General features: G+C 55.6%; 14 protein-coding genes. 6 read left to right on the top strand and 8 right to left on the bottom strand.

Annotated features, from left to right (window positions below; translation table 11 throughout):
* Positions 1–71 precede the first annotated feature (71 nt).
* Complete coding sequence (locus tag PL263_RS05850) at positions 72–1049, bottom strand: 5'-nucleotidase (protein WP_278212120.1); 978 nt, start codon at positions 1047–1049, stop codon at positions 72–74.
* A gap of 380 nt (positions 1050–1429) precedes the next feature.
* Here PL263_RS05850 and gpmI point away from each other — a divergent pair, with 380 nt between their 5' ends.
* Complete coding sequence (gene gpmI / locus PL263_RS05855) at positions 1430–3073, top strand: 2,3-bisphosphoglycerate-independent phosphoglycerate mutase (protein ID WP_278212121.1); 1644 nt, start codon at positions 1430–1432, stop codon at positions 3071–3073.
* Positions 3074–3217: 144 nt separating this feature from the next.
* Here the strand turns inward: gpmI and PL263_RS05860 are convergent, their stop codons facing one another.
* The 4 genes from PL263_RS05860 to PL263_RS05875 all read right to left on the bottom strand — a co-directional run bounded on the left by PL263_RS05860 (position 3218) and on the right by PL263_RS05875 (position 9319).
* Positions 3218–4324, bottom strand: coding sequence for a hypothetical protein (locus PL263_RS05860; protein WP_278212122.1), 1107 nt, complete (start codon positions 4322–4324; stop codon positions 3218–3220).
* 610 nt (positions 4325–4934) lie between these two features.
* A complete protein-coding gene (locus PL263_RS05865) occupies positions 4935–6464 on the bottom strand; it encodes a hypothetical protein (RefSeq protein ID WP_140911550.1) in 1530 nt (509 codons plus the stop codon).
* Positions 6465–6565: 101 nt separating this feature from the next.
* On the bottom strand, positions 6566–7402 hold the full coding sequence (locus PL263_RS05870; protein WP_278212123.1) for an HDOD domain-containing protein: 837 nt from the start codon (positions 7400–7402) through the stop codon (positions 6566–6568).
* Positions 7403–7420: 18 nt separating this feature from the next.
* Entirely contained in the window at positions 7421–9319 is a 1899-nt protein-coding gene (locus PL263_RS05875; protein ID WP_278212124.1) for a GspE/PulE family protein, read from the bottom strand.
* Between the two features lie 363 nt (positions 9320–9682).
* Here PL263_RS05875 and PL263_RS05880 point away from each other — a divergent pair, with 363 nt between their 5' ends.
* The 3 genes from PL263_RS05880 to PL263_RS05890 are packed head-to-tail and all read left to right on the top strand — an operon-like array spanning position 9683 to position 13482.
* On the top strand, positions 9683–11455 hold the full coding sequence (locus tag PL263_RS05880; RefSeq protein ID WP_278212125.1) for an ATP-binding protein: 1773 nt from the start codon (positions 9683–9685) through the stop codon (positions 11453–11455).
* A gap of 23 nt (positions 11456–11478) precedes the next feature.
* Entirely contained in the window at positions 11479–12477 is a 999-nt protein-coding gene (locus PL263_RS05885; RefSeq protein ID WP_278212126.1) for an HD domain-containing phosphohydrolase, read from the top strand.
* Between the two features lie 39 nt (positions 12478–12516).
* On the top strand, positions 12517–13482 hold the full coding sequence (locus tag PL263_RS05890) for a GNAT family N-acetyltransferase (protein WP_278212127.1): 966 nt from the start codon (positions 12517–12519) through the stop codon (positions 13480–13482).
* A 310-nt stretch (positions 13483–13792) separates the two neighbouring features.
* Here the strand turns inward: PL263_RS05890 and PL263_RS05895 are convergent, their stop codons facing one another.
* From PL263_RS05895 to PL263_RS05905, 3 genes are all read right to left on the bottom strand, one after another.
* Entirely contained in the window at positions 13793–14416 is a 624-nt protein-coding gene (locus tag PL263_RS05895; protein ID WP_347568935.1) for a glutathione S-transferase, read from the bottom strand.
* Positions 14410–14871: an amine oxidase gene (locus PL263_RS05900; RefSeq protein ID WP_278212128.1), complete on the bottom strand. Its 462-nt coding sequence runs from the start codon at positions 14869–14871 to the stop codon at positions 14410–14412. The genes PL263_RS05895 and PL263_RS05900 overlap by 7 nt, the downstream gene beginning before the upstream one ends.
* 487 nt (positions 14872–15358) lie before the next feature.
* Positions 15359–15814, bottom strand: coding sequence for a hypothetical protein (locus PL263_RS05905; protein WP_278212129.1), 456 nt, complete (start codon positions 15812–15814; stop codon positions 15359–15361).
* Between the two features lie 691 nt (positions 15815–16505).
* Here PL263_RS05905 and PL263_RS05910 point away from each other — a divergent pair.
* Entirely contained in the window at positions 16506–22586 is a 6081-nt protein-coding gene (locus PL263_RS05910; protein ID WP_278212130.1) for a PAS domain S-box protein, read from the top strand.
* Positions 22587–22589: 3 nt separating this feature from the next.
* Positions 22590–23588, top strand: coding sequence for an HD domain-containing phosphohydrolase (locus tag PL263_RS05915; RefSeq protein ID WP_278212131.1), 999 nt, complete (start codon positions 22590–22592; stop codon positions 23586–23588).
* Positions 23589–23805: the final 217 nt, after the last annotated feature.

Genomic DNA, 23805 nt, shown 5'->3' on the forward strand with positions numbered 1-23805 from the left:
AACCGACGCTGCTTAAACTCTATCGCGAAGTTCAGCGGCGAAGCGTTAGTGGAATCCGCTGGAGCATTGGGTTAGCCATCCTTTTTTGCAATTATTTGTTTTAATGGGGAATTGCTCGGATACAACACCTTGGCACAAGGTATATCCGACGATGCTGGATCCAAGTGCGAGTCTTGATCATCAAAAAATATGTGTGGCTTAAAAGACTTTAGAAATCTACTTTTTTGCAATCCACCAAGAAAGAATGCCATATCAACGTAAACATCCCATTCTCTAAGGGTTTTAACGACTCGCATTTCAGCAGGGCTGTTTCTTGCAGTAATAATTGCAAGCTTAACTGGGGAATACTCTTTTCTTCCTGGCAACCTTTCCTTCATTTTTGAAAGTTTTTTAAGTAATTTGGCATGAGGCCCTTCTGGTAAAGGAGTATCTTGTTCTAAATCTTCATTTTCATGAAATGCGGACAATCCCTTTGTCTGATTTACAATCTCGCTTGCCTCACTAAATATTACAGCATCAGCGTCAAAAGCAAATCTCACTTGCTCTTGATCGTCTGGTAAATGTTCATCTGTTGTAGGTGGGGCTTTTACAATGGCAGCAGCGCATACTCCACTATCAATAACACGCTGAGCATCTGCCTCGCTTGTAGTTAAAAACAAATCCACATAAAAACTTTCTAAGTAATCTACATTTGATTCGCCAGCAGTAAATGCCAACCTAGATATTTTCAATCCTCTGTTCCGTATCTCTCGAAGTACCCTGAAACCTGTTTCCGGGCTATTCCTTGACATCACAACTACCTCAACAATTGGTGGCTCCCCATCTTTTTTGTACTTGTTCAAATTTAACAGAGCCTTTACAAGCGGCATTCCTGTGCCGTCGCTAAGAGCGGTCGACTCATTTTGGAGCATGTAGCTTCTATATTCTTCCATTGCCGTATCTGGATCATGGTCAATTTTCTCCCTAAAAATTCTATCGGCCTCAGAAAGATCAAATAGAGCTGTAGCAGAAATTCCAATCACCAATGATTCAGATAAGTCTATGGGCATATAGTAACTCTTAGTGGCTAATAGAGAAGTCAATAGTTTTTTTATATTATCGAAACAAAGTATATAAGACTAGGAAACATCAAATTGCGGTCATTGAATCAGAATGAACGATAGACCGCAATGGGTCGAAAACGTCAATCACCTCAGCCGCCATCAGCACAACACGGGGTTACATTCTCACCAACGCCCCTAACCCGCATCCACGCCAACTGGTCAGCCTTTGGTCTTTGCCGCCATCCCGATTTCCTTGATGCTGCCATCGGAGTTAACATATCCGGCTTATTTGCTGGCGAGCCGTATCGTTCAGCGACGGGTTGATCCGACAGACAGTCGGGTGCCCTATTCCAACGGTTTCTTTTTTCCATCGATCCGACAACAGTATGAAACTAGCAAAATCTTCCCGCTTCTCCCCTTGCCAAGGCCCGGTCGTTACGATCGTTCTGGACGGCGTCGGCATTTCGCCCCGCGACGACGGCGATGCCGTCAAAGCCGCGCGGACGCCGATGCTGGACCAACTGATGGCCAACTTTCCGATGACCAAATTGCTGGCGCACGGCAAGGCTGTCGGCATGCCCAGCGACGAGGACATGGGCAATAGCGAGGTCGGCCATAATGCCATCGGCGCCGGCCGGGTGTTCGCCCAAGGCGCCAAACTGGTGGCCGAGTCGATCGCCAGCGGCCACCTGTGGCAAGGCCACGCCTGGCACGAAGTGGTTGCCGCCGCCAAGCAAGGCGGCACCCTGCACTTTTTGGGCTTGTTTTCCGACGGCAACGTACACTCGCATATCGACCATCTGAAAGCGATGATCGATCGCGCCAAACAGGAAGGCGTGTCTAAAGTGCGGCTGCACATTCTGCTCGACGGCCGCGACGTCGGCGAAACCTCTGCGCTGGATTACGTCGATCCGTTCGAAGCTTACCTTGACGGCTTGCGCGGCGCCGATTTCGACGTGGCCATCGCCTCCGGCGGCGGCCGCATGAAAATCACGATGGACCGCTACGAAGCCGACTGGAGCATGGTGCAACGCGGCTGGGACATCCACGTCAAAGGCGAAGGCCGCCAGTTTGCCAGCGCCCATGAAGCGATCGAAACCTATCGCAACGAACTGAAAGTCATCGACCAGGACTTGCCGGGTTTCGTGATTGCCAAAGACGGCCAGCCGCTGGGCAAAATCGTCGACGGTGATGCCGTGGTGTTTTATAACTTCCGCGGCGACCGCGCCATCGAGATTTCCCGCGCCTTCACCGAAGAAAACTTCGCGCCGTTCCAGCGCGGCCCGCTGCCGAAAGTGACCTATGCCGGCATGATGCAATACGACGGCGACACCAAATTGCCGCCGCGCTTTTTGGTCGAGCCGCCGGCCATCGATAGAACCATGGGCGAATACCTGGCCAAAAACGGCGTGTCTCAATACGCGATCAGCGAGACGCAAAAATACGGCCACGTCACCTATTTCTGGAACGGCAACCGCTCCGGCAAGTTCGACGATGCGCTGGAAACTTACGTCGAAATCCTCAGCGACGTAGTGCCGTTCGAGCAACGTCCCTGGATGAAATGTGCGGAGATTACCGATGCGCTGATCGAAGCCATTCAAGGCGGCCAGTACAAATACCTGCGCGTCAATTATGCCAACGGCGACATGGTCGGCCACACCGGCAACTTCGAAGCAGCGGTGACCGCGATGCAAGGCCTGGATCTGCAACTGGCGCGCTTGATTCCGGTAATTCTGCAGGCCGGCGGCGTAGCATTGATTACTGCCGACCATGGCAACGCCGACGAAATGTACGAACTGGACAAGAAAGGCAACGTCACCCGCGACGCCGAAGGCCGCACCAAGGCCAAAACTTCGCACACGCTGAACCCGGTACCGTTCGTACTGGTCTCCGGCGAAGCCGATCCGGCCTACAAGCTACGCGACGACTTGGCGGCGCCGGGCCTGTCCAATATCGCCGCGACGGTATTGAATCTGCTGGGCTACGAAGCCCCGGAAGATTACGATCCGAGTTTGATTACCCCGGTTTAAGTTCCTCGTTCCGACGCAGGGTGTGGCAGTAGGAGTGATGTGAATTCGGCGGGCACTTTTTGTTTTCGCAGTTTAGACAACTCCAATCGACCAACAAATGTCCGGCGGAGTTTGGCCAACGTATCGACCAAACTCCCCGACAATCTAAATCACAGTCAACTTTAAATTCGTGCCATCGTTGTCGAGGCGCCATTGCCGATTGGCAGGTAATTTTGGCAGACGCAGATTGGATTGGTTAAAGTCGTCGGTACCCAGGTAATTGGCCGTTACGATAACAAAACTGTTTCCGACACTCGGCATAAAACCGTTTTTTAATTTTACATTTATTACGGCGCTACCTACGATATACGCCTCACCTAATATTCGAATCTTACTATTGCTATTGGTAGAGCCGATTTCAAAGTCGAGGGAGCCCTCGCCAAAAACGAAATAGCCGGATTCCGGTACCAATGTTAGTTGGTTATAAGGGGCTTTGGAGTTACCCGGAGAAATCGTAAATCCGGGATTCCACAGTTGCTCCGGAAATCTGACGACCTTGCCGGAACCGGTCAATACTCCCCCTTGAAAATCGAGTATATGCGCGCCGAACTCGCCATTTACTCTAGTTTCTCCTGCAGTCTGAACATAAGTTGCCTTCAAATACTGGGTTTTAGTATGCAAACCGAAGTCGCATTTACTGCCGCTGCCGACCTCGAAGAACCCATCGTTTCGAAACGTTAATATTCTGCTGGCTTGCTCGCAGACATTGCCTCCGCCATAACTTTGTGGGTTGTTCACTCGTTTAATAAGAAAACTCCCAGCATTATGAATTAATCCCTGATACATATAGGTAAAAGGCGTCCAGCTACCGGATGTGGAACCGGAGTCATTTCCCACGGCATTCGCTACAACGATGGTCCCTACGTTTTCTATATTGGTTGTCTGATATCCGTCAATATAATCGGTAAAAACTATTAGGCCTGAAGCGGAATTATTTATATTCAGCCCTCCGGCGGTTATACCACCCTCAAAAAACACATTGCCGCTGTTATTCAATGTCACATTACCTTGCAGAACACTGTACTCGGCTTTGATCAGTCCCTGATTATTGATAGTTGCTCTACCAACATGAATAGCGCCGATTGCGGTGTCGTCTGGATGTATATCAACACTTCCACTAATACCTTGTATAACTTGAGCGTTTACCACTTTAAAAAACAATATAAGTCCGACTGAAACCAAAATACGGGCGCGCTTATTGAAACTTGTCATGTTGTTTCCTTAGTAATTTGTTGACGATGCGAAGGTCTTAGTCGAAGTTTCCCTGCTACCAAACACTTCACTAGCGCGAGGATAAACGGCGACCTTCAGCACCAATCGAGCAAGTAACACGCCAAGCTATCTAACGGGCAAAAATAGCTGCCAAACAACCATTTAAGCGGAGACAAACAACGCAACTTAATTGAACTATGTTATGTATTTGAATTGACTACTCGCCGGTGATGGATTTAGCGCGCCTATCAAAAGCAAATGACTTTAGAAACCCGAATTGAAGCCGAATCGAGACAATTATGAATCGTGCTGAGATGACAAGGCCAAAATGTGGAAAGGGCAATATTCGACTCGAAAACGAGTTGATGACCAACCCTTGATGCAATCCTTAGAAATTGGCGGGAATGCGCATCGAAGCCACCGTAAGTGACTGCAAGGACCAGCTTACTGTGGCTGGACCGTCAATGCCGGCTTCGTTGTGCTGAGTTTCTTCTGCAACGCATCGGACTCAGTCCAACCCAATGGAATCGCCTTACGGTCTTCCTCCCGATTCCATTTTGACCTTTTTCCGGCAACAAAAAAGGGCCGGAATTCCGGCCCTTTTTGCTGATTAGTCGCTTGCCGTCTTGAATCGGGTCGCAGCGCCCAGCAAGCCGGTGACGAAGAAGGCTGTGCCGACCAAGGTAAAGCGCAGATTCAGTTTTTCCAACGCCAGATCGTCGGTCGCATAGAGCATGAAGATCACGGCAATACCGCCCCAGGCCAGAAAGCGCAATCCGGCAGCTATGGCGGCTTGACTCAAGGTTTCGGCGTCGCTGGCCGGCGCATCCATCCGGTAGGCGACGAAGCCGCTGATCAACGCCGGCATGATCCCCCACCGGGCATGGTCGAGGAAACTGTCCAGGAAATTGAAGTCACCGCGATGGTAGAAAGTCAGCTCCAGGATGAAAGTGGATATCGAGGTGCTGACCACGAAGCCGACGAACATCATCGCCATATAAAAGCCGTAGTAGCGGTCGGCCGGCTCCTGCTGGTGGCGAAAAGCAACGCTGCGCAATACGAACACCAGGGCGATCGGCAGCACGTAAATCGCAATCGAATAGGCAATCCAGCGCAACGTGGTGTAACTGAAGTGCGACAGCGGCTTGTCCGGAAACAAAAACACGTTGTGCAACGCTACCGAGACTTCGCGCCCCAAAATCACGCCGAAAGTGGTCGCGGCTGCAAAAATCAGCAGGTATTTATAGGTATGCTTCAGCCGCGCCTCATGGACGTTACCGCCCAGTTCCTTCACGGTGGCCCAGATTTCGTTCTCATTGGCGCTGCCGAACACAACCAGCGCCGCCAGCAACCGGCACAGCAGCCCACTGAGCCGGTCCAGTTCCTTCAGTAGATTGACAGTCTTGGTGTAGTGCGGCTCGGCCTCCTTCCATACCGCGACCTTTTCCGACATCGCGTTATAGGAAATGCAGATTTCGCCCCATTTCAGCGACGGTTCGCTGAACAGCCGCCGGTAAGACGATTGGTCGGCATAATGCTGAATTCGGTCGAACAACAGGCTGTTATGGGCCCATTTGTACTCGACCGTGGCGCCGGCTTTGTCGAAATCGCCGGCGTCGATGCTTTGCACCAACAGGCGGTCGGCAATCTGGCCTTTGATTTTGTCGTCCACCGCCGACAGGCGGGATTTGATCAAGGCGTTGTAGACCTCGACCGCTTTGGTCGGGATCGCGAACGCATCGTGTATGCTATCGCGCAAAATCAGCAGCGGATTGAACGCGCTTTCCCAACCGATCAAAAACAGCACGACACCGGCGGCGATCAGCGGCAGCAACTTGTTGCCGTCCAAACCGTACAACAGCTCGACCAGGCTGCCGGCCCGCAGGTGGCTGACGACCAAGGTCACCAACGGCTCCAGCGGCAGCCATTGCCAGGTCAACAAACAAAACAACGCCGCCATCAAGGCACAGTACAAACCGATTCCGGTCCAGTAGGTGCTGCGGCGAATGAAGTATTGCGGCAGAGTCGGTTCCGCGCCAAGCTGGATCCGGCGCTTTTGAAACGAACGGTAGGCCAGCACCGCGGCTGCCGCGGCGCCCAGCAACTGAATCGCAAAATTAATCAGAAATTCGATGGTCATTGTTCCTACGGGTTGGTAGAGAAAGGAAGTCCGCGCCCAAGCACGCGGCCTGTCGCGCATTCTAATGCAAAGCCGCCGCAATTAGCGACCGTATCGACAGCTCAGGCCGACAAGGCCAACGAATCTTCCAAAGCAATTTCCAGCTCGGCCAGTGCGATTTCGGACAAACCGAGCCGGGCCGCTTCTTCGCTGCTGGAGACCACCAAGTCCGGTTGGGGTTGGGAGGCAATACCCAGCTTGTACGCCACCATGTCGGCTACCCGCACCACCAATTCGACGGTACCGGTATCCTCGGTAACCGGCCGATGATGGGACTCGGCGACGTTACAATAGGTTTCGGGCAGATTCCAGGACCGCAGCAGCCAGGCGCCTCTGGCTTCGTGCTGGCGAATCAGCAATTCGAGCTGCAAATCCTCCGGCAAATTCAGTTTGGGATCCTGAGCCCGCAAATCATCCAGGCAGCGCAATAGCAGCAATTCGCCGATGTCGTGAAACAGGCCGGCCATGAAGGCCTCTTCGGCGATCGCATGGAAGGACAGCCGTTTCGCCAACCATTCCGCGCCCAACGCCACCGCCACGCTATGCTGCCACAGCTTGGCCATGTATTTTTCAGTCGCAGAGTCCCGCGCGCTGAACATGCCCTTTTGCATTACCAGGGTGGCAATCTGGACGATACGCGGCAAGCCCAGACGCACGACTGCGTCTTTGACGGTGTTTACCGAACTCAGGCCGGCATAAAACGACGAATTCGCTACCCGCAGGATCTGGCTGGCCAAGCTGGCGTCCATCGCCAGTTGTTTGGCGATGTTATCCAGCGAACGGTTTTCGTCTTGCAAGGCCTGCCGCAATTCCGTTACCGCGCGCGGGAACACCGGCAGCGCACCGGCGCCGCTGGCGATGGATTCATCGATCATATCCGTTAATGATTTTTCGCTCATGTTAGTTAGTTGATTAAATCAGCGACTGCCCAGCAAACGGCGCAGCTCGTAAAGGGGACGGGGCTTGCCGAAGCGCGGCAGGTTGCGGATCACTTCTTGCAGTGAAGTAATTCCGGCCGCGGCCTTGACCAGCCCGTCTTCGACTAAAGTCACCAAACCGGCGGTCTCCAGACTGACGCGGCGGATTTCGTAGGATGTCTTGCGTTGTAAGATCGCATCCTTGACCGACTCATTCATCGACAACAACTCGAACACGCAAACCCGCCCGGAGTAACCGGTAAAACGGCATTTATCGCAGCCCTTGCCCAACAGAAAATGGGCGCCGATCACGTCGTCCGCCGTCAAATTCAGCCGTCGGAGCAGGGCCGGATCGGGCTGGAACGGTTCTGCGCAATGCTTACAGACTCGGCGCAACAAACGCTGGGCAACCACCGAGACCACGGTCGACGAGATCAGAAACGCCTCGATCTCCATGTTCAACAGACGCAACAGGCCGCCGATACTGTCCTCGGTATGGAAGGTAGTCAATACCTTGTGGCCGGTCAGCGCGGCCTGAATTGCCGTATCGGCCGAGAATCGGTCGCGGATCTCGCCGAGTACGATGATATCCGGATCCTGGCGCACGATATGGCGCAGGGTTTCTTCGTAGGTCAAATTGATTTTCGGGTTGATCGAGCACTGGGCAACGCCATCGATCACGTATTCCACCGGGTCTTCGGCCGAAACGATACTGACTTCCGGACCGTTCAAATAGTCGACCGCACTGTATAGGGTCGTGGTTTTGCCCGAACCGGTCGGCCCGGTAATGATAATCACGCCGGTCGGGACATCCAGCGAATCCAGCAGGAACCGCTCCAACATCAGCGGCGCCATCCCCACTTCATGAATATCCAGCAATTCGGTTTTGCGGTTCAACAAGCGCAGTACGATCTTCTCGCCGTTGATGGTACTGAAAAACGACGCCCGCATGTCGATCACATGATGGGTGGCGACCTGCTCGAACAATACCCGGCCGTCCTGATGCCGGCGCTTTTCGGCGATATCGGCGCCGGCCATGACCTTGATCCGGCTGATCATGGCCTGGGCCATTGCGACCGGGAAATCCCGATAGTGCACCATCAGGCCGTCGATCCGAAAACGGACGCGCAACTTATGCTCCAACGGCTCGATATGGATATCGCTGGCCGCTTGGCGGATTGCATCCTCGAAAATTTCATTGACCGAGGCAACGGCAGACTGCTCTCCGAAGGCGGCTTTCTCCTCCCGGGCATTACGTTCGTAATTCAGCAAAAAACGCATGATCTGGGAATAACGGCCCACTGCCGGAATCACCTCGGCACCAAGTACGTGTCGTGCCGTTGCGATCGCGGTTTGATCCATGGGGTCGCCGAACGCGACCAACACGCCGTCGACTTGTTTTTCGATCGGCAGAAAGCAGTGCTTGTTCGCCGACTTCAGCATCTGTTTGGTCATCAGACTCTGATCGACGTTGGCGAGGCTGAGGTCGATCACGGATATGCCCATCAAATCCGCCAACACTTCCAGCATCTTGGCTTCGGAAATCAGATTGCGCTCGACCAGGATTTCGCCCAGGCGTTTGCCTCCGCCTGCCTGCTGTTGCTGGGCCAAAGCCAGTTGCAAATCGCTATCGCTGATAAAACCGAATTCGACCAGAAACAAGCCCAATTTGACTTTTAACGGATGACTGCGGAACACCTCGACCAACTGCGCATGGGTGACGTAACCCAAATCGCACAACACCACCAGAATCGGCTTGGGCGATTCCAGCTTGCCCTGCACGCGTTGCGCATATTTCAATTTGGCGCCGTCAAGCACGTCCTGCTCGACTAAAAGTTGGAGGAAGGAATCGATGAATTGAGTGCCGGAATCGGCAGAGCTAACGTCGCGGGATTTCATTCTCACCTTGAACTGAAGACCGATCGGAGTCCGTGCGCAATAGACACGGGACAGATTCCGCTTTCCATGAATACTAAGTTACTAGATTTTGACGGTCCAATACAGCGTTATATTGTTACAAACCCGCGTAAATTTTACGACCGCCAAGCGCTTGCCGTTGAGCCCGGCACCGTCCCATTCGAAAACAACAGTTTACGCGCCCTAGAGGGCAGTTTTGGCTCTAGCTTATAAGCCCGGCCGCCAGGAACACCGCGACACCAGTAACTCGCTGTCTTTATAATTGATTAGGCAATATTCTGCCACTCCAGTCCGCCAACGGCGGACTCCAGCACAAACCCGCTTTCGCCAGAGGAGGTCGTCATCATGCAAAGCATTGCCGAATTTTTCGGGACCAAGGATTTCATGCCACACGGATATTGCTTGGCCTGGAGTCCGGGCCTGCTCTGGCTGATGGTGACTTCCGATGCGATTATGGCTTTGGCCTACTTTACCTATCCGATCGGCATCGCCTACTTCGTTTGGAAACGGAAAGACTTGTCCTACCGCTGGCTGTACCTCGGCTTTTTTATCACCTTCATTCTGACCTGCGCCGCCACCCATCTGTTATCGGTGGTGACGGTCTGGATTCCGCTTTACTGGCTGGATGCCTATGTCAAAGCCGTATCCGCCCTGGTGGGCATCGCCACCTCTTTCGCGATCTGGTGGGTCATACCGCGCGCGCTGAAATTGCCAAGCCCGGCGGAATTGCAGCGCGCCCGCGATCAGGCCGAAGCCGCCAACAAAGCCAAAAGCGTGTTTTTGGCTAACATGAGCCACGAACTGCGCACACCGCTGAATGCCATTCTCGGTTTTTCCAGCCTGATGCAAAAAGATCCGCAGCTTCCGGCCAGCCAACACCACAATCTGGCCATCATCAACCGCAGCGGCGAACATTTGTTGAGCTTGATCAATAATGTACTGGAAATGGCAAAAATCGAGTCCGGCCGGCTGCAATTGGAACGTAGCCGCTTCGATCTCGGCGCCATGATCCGCGACGTCAGCGACATGATGTCGATGCGGGCGCGGGACAAGGGTTTGCAATTGTTAATCGACCAAACCTCGGAATTTCCGCGCTTCGTTTGCGGCGACGAGGCGCGTCTGCGCCAAGTGTTGATCAATCTGCTCGGTAACGCCTTGAAATTTACCCAGCAAGGCGGCGTCACACTGCGTCTGGGCACGCAACAAAACAACCACAGCCATCTAAGGATCGAAGTGGAAGATACCGGTCCCGGTATCGCCGACAGTGAGCGGGAGCACATCTTCGAGCCCTTCGTGCAACTCGGTGACCAGGGCGACAGTAAAGGTACCGGCTTGGGCTTGACCATTACCCGCCAGTTCGTGCAACTCATGGGCGGACAGCTGACGCTGGAAAGTAGCGTCGGCAAGGGTTCGTTGTTCCGTATCGATTTACCGCTGCCGGAGTTGGCGGAGCCGGAGGTCCGTGCCAGCGCAGCGGATAGCCTCGGCGAAGTGACCGGTCTGGCCCCTGGCCAGCCGCAATTCCGGATTTTGATCGTCGAGGATCAACTGGAAAATCAGCTGCTACTCGGCCGGCTGATGACCGATATCGGCATGCAAATCCAGTTAGCCAAAGACGGCGCGCAAGGCGTGGCCCTGTTCGAATCCTGGCAACCGCACCTGATCTGGATGGACCGGCGCATGCCGCACATGGACGGCATGCAAGCCACCCAAGCCATCCGGCAGTTGCCAGGCGGCGATCGGGTCAAGATTGTCGCGGTCACCGCCTCCGCGTTTATGGAGCAGCGCGAGGAAATACTGCAAGCCGGTATGGACGACTTCATCCGCAAACCCTACCGGGCCGAAGAAATTTACGCCTGTCTGGCCAAACACCTCGGCGTCGAATTCGTTTACCGGACGGAAATCGCCGCTGCCCAGGACGCAAGCTTGGATCCGGCGATGATTGCCGCCCTGCCGGAACCATTGCGGAAAGACTTGAAAACGGCACTGGAAAGCCTGGAACAAGCGCGCATAGCCGAAGTCTTGGAACGCATCGGCGGCGTAGATCGGCCGCTACAAAAAACCCTGGCGCTACTGGTCGACAACTTCGACTATCCAGCTATTCTTAAATATCTGTAAAGCTGCTCTGGACAACTACGCCAGTGAACGGAAAAATCCTCGCCGTCGACGACACCCCGGACTCCCTAAAATTGTTGACCCAACTGTTGCAGTCGGAGGGCTACGAGATCCGCTCGGCCATCAATGGCGAACTGGCTTTGCAGTCGGCGTTGCTCAATCCGCCGGAATTGATCCTGCTGGACGTGCGCATGCCGGACATGGACGGCTTCGAGGTATGCCGCCGTTTGAAAGCCTACCCGCAAACCCGCAGCGTGCCGGTCATCTTCGTTACGGCGTTATCGGAGATCAACGAAAAAGTCGACGGCTTTAAATTGGGCGCCGTCGATTTTATTACCAAACCCTACCAGCGGGAGGAGTTGTTGGTCCGGGTCCGCACCCATCTGGAAATGGCGCGCTTGCGAAACGGCCTGGAATCTCTGGTCAACGAACGCACCGCGGAATTGAAAGCCAATATGCTGTCGTTCGTCACCGCGATCGCATCGACGGTGGAAATGCGCGATCCATACACGGCCGGCCATCAACGCCGCACGGCTCATCTGGCGTCGGCAATCGCCCAACAAATGCGACTCGGCCCGGATTTAATCGAAGGCCTGAGCCTGGCCGGGGTGGTTCACGACATCGGCAAAATCAAAGTGCCGGCCGAAATTTTGTGCAAACCGGGAAAGCTGGACGAACTGGAATACGGCCTGATCAAACTCCACCCGCAAACCGGTTACGAAATCCTGAAATCGATCGATTTTCCCTGGCCGATCGCCCAGACCGTATTGCAACACCACGAACGGCTGGACGGATCGGGCTATCCGCAAGGCAAAGTCGGGGCGGACATTCTGCCGGAAGCGAAGATTCTGGCTATCGCCGACGTGGTCGAAGCGATGATTTCCCACCGCCCTTACCGGCCCGGCCTGGGCATAGCCGCCGCTTTACGGGAGATTGCCGAGCACCGCAACACGCTCTACGACGCCGCTGCGGTCGATGCCTGTCTGGCTCTGTTCCAAGAAAAGCATTACCAACTGCCGGCTTGAACGGCGCAGCCACCAGTCCAACCACAAATATCGATTCACATGATGAACATCCCGAGTTTCTATCTGGAACCCGCCAATTATGCCGCTGACTTTCCCGACCTGCATTACCTCAGAACCGAAGTGTTCGTCGTCGAGCAAGGTATTGCGCCGGAAATCGAATTCGACGATTTGGACCGGGATTGCCGGCATCTGATTGCCCGCGACGCCGCGCGGCGTCCCATCGGTTGCGGCCGCCTGTCGCCGACCGGCAGAATCGGCCGAATGGCGGTACTGCCGGCATGGCGCCGGCAAAAGGTTGGCGAATCGCTATTGCGCGGCTTGATCGAACTGGCCGGCAATTTGGGGCTGAGCGAAGTCACCGCCCACGCCCAAATCGCAGCGCTGGGGTTTTACCGGCGCTACGGCTTCCAAACCGTCGGCGCCGAGTTCCTCGAAGCCGGGATTCCGCATACCGCAATCCGTCTGACCATTGCCGCGCCGGCGCCGATGTCCCGCCAGAGTGAGGACGCGCCTGAATCAAGCGTACCCGCCATACGCTTGCAAACGCCGGAAGCGGCGGCGGAAGCGGCCTTGGCTTTGGTCCAGCAAGCCCGCCGCCTGCTCTGCATCTACAGCCGCAACCTGGATTCGCGGCTCTACAGCCAAAAACCGCTGGTCGAAGCCTTGAAACAATTCGCGTTGCGTAACCAGCGCGGCGCCGAAGTCCGCATCATCGTTCAGGAACCGGAAGCGATTCGCGGCCAACAACTCCCTTTAATCGATTTGGCGCAACGTTTGCCGTCTTATATTGCGATCAGGGCAGCGGTCGAAGCCGAGGATTTGAATTTTAGGCCGGCATTCATCGCCAACGACAACGGCGGTTATTTGTTTCAATTGCAGAGCGACCGCTACGACGGACACTGGAGCCCGAATTTACCGGCGCAAAACCGGCAATTGAGCGAGGAATTCGAACGGGTATGGCAAAGGGCGCGGATTTGCAGCGAGTTCCGCGCCTTGGCACTTTAGGAAGCCGACATGTCACTTAATCTCGCAATTAAAACAACAAAGCCCGGCGAATTCCAGCCCAGAATTGTTTTCTCTCGCGAAATAAACAATGCATTCAAGCACATATTGTAAATTGATCCAGCCGAGCTATAGTGAAACCGTCGTTAGCGCAATTCGGTTCGAAACGGCGCCAGCCGCACTGGGCCAATCCCGCTAACTTTCCCTCGCTCACAGCGGTGAACTCCTGCACCGCGCACTCTACGGCCTCTATCGCTGCCTGATAGAGGCTTTTTTTGCGCCCGGCCGAATCTCGGCAGCAACTTCCGGCGCTTCAGCCGGGACGGTATCCTTCTTCCATCAAAACCCGCCTGACGGCCGGGCGCGTCAACATCAGCTGATAATGCTGCCGACAACGCACCGGCAACTCGATGTCCGATCGGTCGGCCCAGAATTCCACATAAAACAGCGCGGCGTCGGCAATGCCGAAACCGCCAAAGGCATAGCCCTGCTCCGGCAAAGCCCGCGCCACCAAAGCCAGAGCCTGATTGACGATAGCCGTCCCCTGCCGTTTGACTTGGTCGTACTGGGCAGAATCGGTCGCAAATTTCTCCGGCACGAATAGGCGCTGGAACCCCTGGCCGTGAATCGTAACAACCACATAATCCATCAATTCGATCGCTTGCGCGGCCTGATCCGGATCGGTCGTCAATAGCCCTGCTTTGGGGTAAGTTCGCGCCAGCCAATAGGCGATGGCCTGGAATTCGGTGATGGCCGAACCGTCGTCTTTAACCAAAACCGGGATCGTCGCTTTCGGGTTAATCGCCAAAAACTCGGGCTTATGCTGGTCTCCGGCCAGCAGATTGACGATTTGCGCTTCGAACACCAAGTCCAGTTCTTCCAGCAAAATATGGATGCCGGTCGAACAGGAACCGGGCGTCATATACAGTTTCAGCATCGGCCCTCCAGAAAATGCCGGTTCAAATCGAGCGCGAAAGTTTTCCATAAACCGGCAATCTCCCGACGCGTCGCATTCAGGTAATCCCGGTCCGGTTTATGTTCTTCCGCAAAATTCGACAGCGCGCAGGAAGTGCGGTGTTTATCGACCGCAAACAAAATCAACTCGTCGCTAAATCCGGCAAATGCGGTCAAGACTTGGCCGGTGAGTTCGCTCATACCGTTTTCGACCCCGACCTGGCTGGCGTCGAACGGCAGGGCTTTCAGCTGTTGCAAGGCCTGTGGATAAAATGCCGCCAACACCGCCACCAGATTCCGCTGAAAGCAACCCTGCCACTGTTGGCTCGCCAAATCGGCAGCCAAGCGTTGTTGATATTGGCGCTGCAATAGAGGTTTGGCTTCGGCGATAAAACAAGCGAAGTCCTGCAAAAGCCTGGCGTTCAATTGGGTATCCATGGTGCGATCCGTTCCGAGTTTACCGAACTGACAAACAAGATACGGACCAGTTTTCAAGGGCCGCGACCGGCCCGGACCGCAACCGCCGACTGAAAACTATTTTAAATAAAATCAATCGCCTACGTCCGCTTGCAGTATACGCAGATCACTCCCGCTACTGCCGATCCGACACAAGCCGCATTGCAGATCCTACATATCCCCGGGAGTTGCGGGGTTTGCGACATAGCAAAACGTCGGCTACAAACCAAAATCAGCCTAAGTCCAGATAATCCCGCTATTCGCAAGACTTCGCGGCGACGCCAAAAACCGCCGCTACCCCAAACATTGCATTTACTTGAAGCTGGGCGCAAAGGCTGCCTGGCCTTTGCGATTCTTTAGCCTCGTTTTGCAACCACTATGCTGAATCCTGGATTGTCTGCGGCGAATGCCGAGTTTTGTCCGCTGACCGGTAACCGGATCGGCAACGCCGGCCCTGGCGGCCGCTGCCTCAGGCGTAATACAGCTTGCGTAATTCCAGCATAGACGCCGCAACCAAATCCGCGCTATCGCTGGCGCGCTTTACCGCATAACTGGCTTTGCCCAAGGTGATTTCCTCGCCGGCGGCGGCGTAACCGACCACGTTGTGACCGACATCGAGATCCCTGCGGTGCAAGCCGCCATACTGGGTGTTGAAATCGGCCAGCAGTCCGCAATGCGGCGGATTCATGACCGATCCCCACCACGACAATTGGGCAACATCGTGACTCCAAAAATCGCCGATCGCTTCCGGCGGCAGGCAGCGCTCCACCAGACGGTCGCCGATCACCGCATACTGGCGCCGGCTGATTTTTCCCGGTTCGTCGCCGACGTTGTCGCGGCATTCCAGAATCTCGCCGTTAACGAAACTCTCGGTCGCCGGCACCACCCGGTTCCATTGGCCATCTAATGCTTTGTGCTCGAACATATTGCCTTTCTCCAATTACAGTTGAACGAAACCTACGGGAAGGCGGGTAACGGCATTCCCGGACATCGACACTGCAAGCAAATTCGCGGCCAATTCTCGGTAAGCCGGTCAGCGGGATTGCCGCTTTCAGGATATTTTTAAAAACAAGGATTTAGCCATCATCCTTAGCGTAAACCCGGCATTGGCAGCCCAATAATGGCCCGCGCCGATCGTGTTTTGCAGGTTCGGACACGACAATTTGTCGGCTTTGCATTGTGCACCGGCAAGGCGCACCCGGTTAAACCCCAACGCTCTGTAGCCGGAATTGCTCGGGTCGGCTGTGCACGTCGGGCAAATCGAACGTAGCGGATAGGTCAGGAAACGTTAAACCTAGAAAAAGCAGTTGAGCCGAAATAGAGCCCGTTCGTGCTGAGATTCGAAGGATGGGCGGGATTTTTGATTCACCCAACGGACCAGCGTGTTGTGAGCCACTCATGCTTCGATCTTGCTCAGCATATATGCCCTAGAAGGCACGAAAGGCACACAACACACGTCAACGACTCGTTCCAGATGAAACAAAGGCAGGCAGCGGCGATAGCCGCGGTTGGTGTTAGATGTGGTATAGGCCACCGTTCGATAGAACAATTTGAATAACCGGCTAAAATTCAGGGTTTCCGAAACCGTAGGAATAGTCTGACGGGTGCTTCGAATAATGAATGATTCCATCCCAAGCCTTGATGATTTGGATTTCCGCTTACTGTTCGAATCGTCGCCCGACCTTTACCTGGTGTTAAATCCACAATTGGAAATCGTCGCCGCCAGCGATGCCTATACCCGCGCCACCTTGACTCGCCGGGAAGACGTATTGGGGAAAACGATGTTTCAAATTTTTCCCGACAATCCCGACGACCCGACGGCGGAAGGCCAGCGCAACTTGCGCGCGTCCTTGCAGCGGGTGTTGTTGTCCGGAAAACCCGACACCATGCCGGTACAGAAATACGACATCCCTAGACCCGACGGCAAGGGGTTTGAGCAGCGGTACTGGAGCCCGATCAATCTCCCCATTCTCGGCAAGGACAGCAATATTGCCTATGTGCTGCATCGCGCGGAAGATTTAACCGAGTTTATCCGCGTCAAACAACTGGGCGTTGAGCAAAGCCAACTCAACGACACACTGCGCGCCCAGGCCGTAAAAATGGAAGTTGAGCTGTTCGCCCGCACCAAGGAAGTTGCATCCGCCAGCGCGGAGTTAAAGTCCGCCAACGAGGAACTGTCCCGCTTGTACGCCAAAACCTTGGAGTTGGACGAACTCAAAACGCAGTTTTTTGCCAACGTCAGCCATGAATTTCGCACGCCGCTGACGCTGATGCTAGGGCCTCTGGAAGAATTGCTGGCCCAATTTGCTCCAACGAGTTCAAGCCCTGACGCTGCCTTGCATGAACAACTTGATCTGGTGCATCGCAATGGCCTGCGCCTACTCAAATTGGTGAATGCGTTGCTCGATTTTTCGCGTATCGAAGCCGGTCGCATGGATGCCTCCTATGAAGCGACCGACTTGGCGACCTATACCGCCGAGCTGGCGAGCGTATTCGGCTCCGCCACTGCAAAAGCGGGATTGAAGCTGATCGTGTCGTGCCCGGCAATGGCCGAACCTGTGTATGTCGATCGGCAAATGTGGGAAAAAATCGTCATTAATCTGCTGAGCAACGCCTTCAAGTATACCTTTGCCGGCGAAATTGAAGTTTCGCTACGTCAATGTGGACAAAGGGTTGAGCTGGCCGTGCGCGACACGGGTGTCGGCATTGCCGCTGACCAGCTTAACCATGTGTTCGAACGCTTCCATCGGGTGCCGAACGTGCGCTCGCGCAATCACGAGGGAACCGGTATCGGCCTGGCTCTGGTGCGCGAGTTGGTCCGCTTGCACGGCGGCGACATCTCGGTCACCAGCACGCAGGGTTTCGGCAGCACCTTTACCGTTGTCATCCCGACCGGCACAGCACACTTGCCGGCTGACCATATTCACCCTGCCAAAGTGCCCTTCTCTGCCTGCACTGGCGCGGAATTTATGGCCGATGAAGCGTGGCGTTGGGAAGTGGGAGCGGAACATGAAAATGCCCTCGGTCCGCACATAGATTCGGTTGAATCGATAGGGTCTACTGCGGGCGTGAGCGCACACATTGTCATTGCCGATGATAACGCCGACATGCGCAATTATGTTGCCCGGCTGTTGCGGGTACAAGGCTACGACGTAACAGCGGTGCGCGACGGCTTAGCGGCGCTGGCAGCAGTACGCCAGCGCCGACCGGATCTGGTGCTGACCGACATTATGATGCCGGGCCTGGACGGCATCGGTTTGCTGAGCGCCCTGCGGGAAGATCAAGAAACCAGCACGATTCCGGTCATTTTGCTCTCGGCTCGGGCCGGAGAAGAAGAACGCATCGAAGGCCTGAAACACCGAGCCGACGACTACCTGACCAAGCCCTTCAGCGCCCGGGAACTACTGGCTCGTGTTGGGGCGTACATTGAAACAGCACGGCTACGCAAAGAGGCTGAAATCCAGTTACGTATCCAGGAAAACGAACGCGAATTTCGCGCCTTTTTCGATCTGGCCGCCGTGGGCATCGCGCAAGTTAGTCCCGAAGGACGGTGGATGAGAGTCAACCAAAAACTGTGCGACATCGTCGGCTATTCTCGGGAAGAACTAGTAACGAAGACATTTCAAGACATCACTCACCCGGATGATCTCCATACCGATCTCGGCTATATGCAGAGGATGCTGATCGGAGAGATCGATACCTACTCCTTGGAGAAGCGTTATTTGCGTAAGGATGGCGCCGTCGTCTGGATCAATCTGACCGTCGCCCTGGTTCGTGGCGATACCGGACAGCCGAGGTACTTCATCTCTGTAGTAGAAGACATCACCGGGCGTAAACAACTTGAGATTGAGCGGCAGAAATTCTTCCTGCTGGCTGAAAGCAGCAGCGAATTCATTGGCATGTGCGACCTCGATATGAATCCCCTCTATGTTAATCCCGAGGGTCGGCGCATGGTCGGTCTACCGGATATGGCCGCCGCCTGCCGGATCAAGGTACAGGACTATTTCTTTCCGGAAGATCGGCGTTTCATCGCTGAGGAGTTCTTCCCGCGCGTGCAACAGGAGGGTCACGGCGACGTGGAGACCCGCTTACGGCACTTTCAGACCGGCGAACCGATTTGGATGAACTACTACCTGTTCAGTGTCTACGACGCCGCCGGCATGCCCATCGGCTGGGCAACTGTCAGCCGCAATATAACCGAACGCAGACAAGCAGAGGCGGCGCTGCGCGAGAGCGAGTCGCGGCTGCGGTCTGTTACGGATAACATATCCATCGGCATTGTCACACTTGATCGCAATAGGCAATACAGGTTTGTTAACCCTGCCTATGTCCGTATTCTTGGCCTTGCTCAGTCAGCCGACGAGCTGATTGGCAGATCGCCGTCCGAGGTACTGGCATCCAGTTATGCGACGCAGATTTCGCCACGCCTCGACCGAGCCTTCGCCGGTGAAAAGGTGGTATACGAATTGATTCGGCCACTTGCCTCTGAGGCCGCGCCAAGACAATACACCGTCATCTACGAGCCGATACGTGATGGCGAAGAAATTGATGGCATCATTGTCATCATCTATGACATTACCCAGCTGAAGCAGACTGAAAATGCCTTGCGCGAGAGCGAGCGCGAATTTCGAGTTCTAACCGAGGCCATGCCGCAAATTGTCTGGGCGACACGCCCTGACGGCTGGAATGTCTATCATAACCAGCGCTGGGTCGAATATACCGGTCTGACACTTGAAGAAAGTTATGGTCATAGCTGGATAGAACAAGTTCACCCTGATGATAGGCAACGTGCCTGGGAAGCATGGCAACGCGCGACCCAGCATCATGACAGCTACTCCGTGGAATTTCGCTTGCTACGGGCAGACGGCGTATACCGGTGGTGGTTGGCCCGGGGCATGCCACTGTTAAACGCACAAGGGCAAATCGAAAAATGGTACGGCACCTGTACCGACATTCAAGAATTAAAAGAAGCGGAAACCGTTATCCGTGAAAATGAAACCAGGCTGCATTTTGCTTTGGAGATGTCGAATACCGGCGCCTGGGAAGTGGATTTGGAAACGCACGCCGCGTATCGCTCCATCGAACACGCCCGTATTTTCGGCTATTCCGACACAGCGTCGGCATGGTCGGTCGACAAATTCCTGGAGCATGTGCTGGCGGCAGACCGGGCCAGGGTCGCGGCAGTGCTGCAAGAGGCGTTTGCCAGCGGCGGCGAAGGCAAATTCGAATGCCGGATTCGGCGTACCGATGGCGAAATCCGCTGGATCATGGTCGCCGGCCGCTATCGCATCCACCGAACGGACGGCAAAAGCCAGGTCGCCGTGGGCGTCATTCAAGACATTACCGACAGTAAACTCTTTCAGGAAGAACTCAAGCAACACCGCGACCAGTTGGAAATATTGGTTGCCCGCCGCACAGAAGAACTGGAAAAAGCCAAGGCCTTGGCGGACACCGCCAACCATGCCAAGAGCGCCTTCCTGGCCAATATGAGCCATGAAATCCGCACGCCGATGAATGCCGTGCTGGGTTTTTGCTATCTATTGGAACAGCGTCATCTGGACGGCGAATCGCTGGCCTTGGTGCGCAAAGTCCACAATGCCGGGCATACGCTATTGTCCCTGATCAACGATATCCTCGACTTTTCCAAGATCGAGGCCGGCCGGCTGGATATTGAGCGCGCGCCGTTCAAACTGACCGAAATGCTGGACAACCTTGCCGCTATCATGGCGACGGCCGCCCACGATAAAGACCTGGAATTGATCATCACCCCACCCGCCGAAATCGACGCCTTGGTTGGCGATGCCTTGCGCCTCCAGCAAATATTAATCAACTTGCTCAGCAACGCGATCAAATTTACCGAACGCGGCGAGGTCGAGTTGCGCGTTAGCGTGGAATCTGCGGACAAACAACAATGTCAGCTGCGTTTTGGGGTGCGCGATACCGGCATCGGCATTTCCAGCTCACAGCAGTCGCTGATTTTCTCGGCTTTCGGCCAAGCCGATAGCAGCATCAGCCGCCGATTCGGCGGCACCGGCTTGGGCTTGAGCATCAGCATGCAACTGGTGGAACTGATGGGCGGCAGCCTGCAAGTGACCAGCGAAGTCGGCCAGGGTAGCGAATTCTGGTTCGTGTTGCCGTTGCAGCGCGACCAGCGCGTGGAACGCCGGCCTAGCGAACTGGCTCGGCTCGAACTGCTGATCGCAGATGACTGCGCCAGCGTGCGCGAGGCGCTGGCCGTTGTGGCTAACTCTTTGGGTTGGCCGGCCGATACCGCCGCTTCCGGCGAATCCGCCCTGATGCAAGCACTGACCAGGATGGATAGCCAACGTTTTTACGATGCCATCGTATTAGATTGGAAAATGCCGGGGCTGGACGGATTGAGTGCCGCTAAAGCCATACGCCAAGCGCTTCAGGAAAAACGCCAGGACTTGGACCCGCCGATACTACTGATGGTCGCCGCTCATTTGCGCGAAGAATTATTGGCCCAACCGGGTATCGAGACAGTGGCCAAGGTACTCAGCAAGCCGGTCACCGCCTCGACGCTCTACTCTGCCGTCGCCGACTCGTTAAACCAACACGGTCTGGGGCTATTTCGGCCCGATCCGCCGCCGATCGCCGCCGCCGGCAATCGCCGCATTCCCGGCGTGCGCGTACTGGTGGTCGACGATAGCGATATCAACCGGGAAGTGGCAAAAGGCATCCTGGAAGCAGATGGCGCAATCGTCGATACGGCCTGCGACGGCCAGGACGCGCTGGAATGGCTGCGAGTCCACCCCGATACGGTGGATATCATATTGATGGACTTACAAATGCCGCGCCTGGACGGCTATGCCGCCACCCGCATTATCCGCGAGGATGAACGCTGGCGGGAGTTACCCATCGTCGCACTGACCGCCGGCGCCTTCCAGGAATTGCGCGATGCGGCGCAGGCATCCGGCATGAGCGATTTTGTAGCCAAACCGTTCAACGTGGCGCAAATGATGGAAACCATTCAACGCTGGACCGGATGCTCGGCAGGAAAGGCCATCTCGGGCGTTAGCGGCGCAAGCGTGGCCGTCGGCTCGGCAAGTGTATCGCCGCCGCGGCCGGCGACCGGCGCTGGAGAACCCGAATTGCCGGCTATCGATCTGGCGGCCGCGCGCGGCCAATGGGGCCAGCTCGACGTCTATCGCACTTATCTGGACAAATTCGTCGCCGCGTACGCGGTGTGCGGAACCTCTATCGCCGCCGCATGCCATGACGGCGACCTGAAAACTGCCGGGGATCTGGCACATAAACTGTACGGCGTGGCCGGAACTTTGCGGCTGTCCCGAGTCGCCGAGCTGTCCCGCAAACTGGAAACACGCTTGAATGGGGGCGAAGCGGCATTTAAACTGGCGGCCGAATTGCAAGCCGCGATAGATCAGGTATGCGCGGCAGTCCACGCTTGGCCTGAAACCGAAACCCCCGCGGTCGAGCCGGAGCCGGCTACCGGCCCGCTTGGGGACGGCTTGCTTGATTTGTTCGCGGGCATGCTGAAAGCGCTCGACCGTAACGATCCCGATGATTCCGAAATCTGGCTGGACCGGCTGCGGCAGCACCCGGACCCCATCCAACTGACCGAGTTGGACGCGCTGCTGGCCGACTTCGATTTCCGCGGGGCGGAGGCCGCCGTGCGCAGTCTGGTGCAGCACCTGAATTTATCGATACCGGAGTAAGCCATGCCTTACGGCCCTATCCTCATCGTCGACGATGAGCCCACCAATTTGGCCATCCTACGCCGTACGCTGAAAGACGAGCACCGGTTAATGCTGGCTCGAAACGGTGCAGAAGCGCTCGAGCTGGCGGGCAAGCATCATCCCTGTCTGATCCTGCTCGATATCCAAATGCCGGAAATGGACGGCTATGCGGTCTGCCGCGCCCTGAAAGCCAATCCGGCGACCGAGGCCATCCCGGTGATTTTCGTCACCACGCTATCCGAATTGGAAAAAGAGGAAGCCGGCTTCGACGCAGGCTGTGTCGATTACTTGATCAAACCGGTTTACCCCCGGATCGTGCGGGCGCGGGTGCGGACCCACCTATCGCTGGTGCAGGCCAAACGCTTGGAGAGAACCTACGGCGAGGCCATCGCCATGCTCGGTAAAGCCGGCCATTACAACGACAGCGATACCGGGCTGCATATCTGGCGCATCGCGGCTTACGCCCGGCAACTGGCCGAGGCCGTCGGCTGGCCCAAAGAGAATTGCGTGTTGCTGGAGCAAGCCGCGCCGATGCACGACACCGGCAAAATCGGCATTCCCGACTCGGTGTTACGCAAACCCGGCCAACTGGATGCCGACGAATGGGCCATCATGCGCGGCCATTGCCGAATAGGCTACGAAATCCTGTCCAGCAGCGACGCGCCGGTATTCGTGTTGGCCGCCGAGGTCGCACTTCGCCATCACGAGAAGTGGGACGGCAGCGGTTATCCCGACGGCTTGCGCGGCGAAGCCATTCCCGAATCGGCGCGCATCGTCGCGCTGGTCGACGTGTTCGACGCCTTGACCATGAAACGCCCGTATAAAGACGCTTGGTCGGTGGAACAGGCTATGGACACCTTGCGCGAAGGCGCGGGCCGCCATTTCGACCCTACCCTGGTCGAGGCATTCGAAACCTGCCTGCCGCGCATTTTGGAAATCAAGGCCGGTTGGGACAGCCGCGAAGCGCAGCAAGGCGCCTGATCCCTCCGCCAAGACCGAATTGGCGCTGCCGCTGCGCGCCCTGCGCTAACCGCAAATCACCAATTCCGACTAATTCTTTGTCAGATTTCAGGTTTCAAATTACCGAAGGTTGTCATTCCGGCATGGATTCATGTCAGGGCGTCCTGCCTGACACCCTGCGGGTAATCCAAATCCGTTCCAGACCGATTTTTGCCGGAGCCGCAGACCGCAGCTCGGT

This window comes from Methylomonas sp. EFPC3 (assembly GCF_029643245.1).
GTDB lineage: Bacteria > Pseudomonadota > Gammaproteobacteria > Methylococcales > Methylomonadaceae > Methylomonas > Methylomonas koyamae_B.

Excerpts from the sequence above, each read along its gene's own strand:
- PL263_RS05895 (WP_347568935.1), bottom strand. The coding sequence starts at position 14,416 with ATGCTGAAACTGTATATGACGCCCGGTTCCTGTTCGACCGGCATCCAT.
- PL263_RS05915 (WP_278212131.1), top strand. The coding sequence starts at position 22,590 with ATGCCTTACGGCCCTATCCTCATCGTCGACGATGAGCCCACCAATTTG.
- PL263_RS05875 (WP_278212124.1), bottom strand. The coding sequence starts at position 9,319 with ATGAAATCCCGCGACGTTAGCTCTGCCGATTCCGGCACTCAATTCATC.
- gpmI (WP_278212121.1), top strand. The coding sequence starts at position 1,430 with ATGAAACTAGCAAAATCTTCCCGCTTCTCCCCTTGCCAAGGCCCGGTC.
- PL263_RS05900 (WP_278212128.1), bottom strand. The coding sequence starts at position 14,871 with ATGGATACCCAATTGAACGCCAGGCTTTTGCAGGACTTCGCTTGTTTT.
- PL263_RS05905 (WP_278212129.1), bottom strand. The coding sequence starts at position 15,814 with ATGTTCGAGCACAAAGCATTAGATGGCCAATGGAACCGGGTGGTGCCG.
- PL263_RS05910 (WP_278212130.1), top strand. The coding sequence starts at position 16,506 with ATGAATGATTCCATCCCAAGCCTTGATGATTTGGATTTCCGCTTACTG.
- PL263_RS05865 (WP_140911550.1), bottom strand. The coding sequence starts at position 6,464 with ATGACCATCGAATTTCTGATTAATTTTGCGATTCAGTTGCTGGGCGCC.
- PL263_RS05880 (WP_278212125.1), top strand. The coding sequence starts at position 9,683 with ATGCAAAGCATTGCCGAATTTTTCGGGACCAAGGATTTCATGCCACAC.
- PL263_RS05870 (WP_278212123.1), bottom strand. The coding sequence starts at position 7,402 with ATGAGCGAAAAATCATTAACGGATATGATCGATGAATCCATCGCCAGC.
- PL263_RS05860 (WP_278212122.1), bottom strand. The coding sequence starts at position 4,324 with ATGACAAGTTTCAATAAGCGCGCCCGTATTTTGGTTTCAGTCGGACTT.
- PL263_RS05850 (WP_278212120.1), bottom strand. The coding sequence starts at position 1,049 with ATGCCCATAGACTTATCTGAATCATTGGTGATTGGAATTTCTGCTACA.
- PL263_RS05890 (WP_278212127.1), top strand. The coding sequence starts at position 12,517 with ATGATGAACATCCCGAGTTTCTATCTGGAACCCGCCAATTATGCCGCT.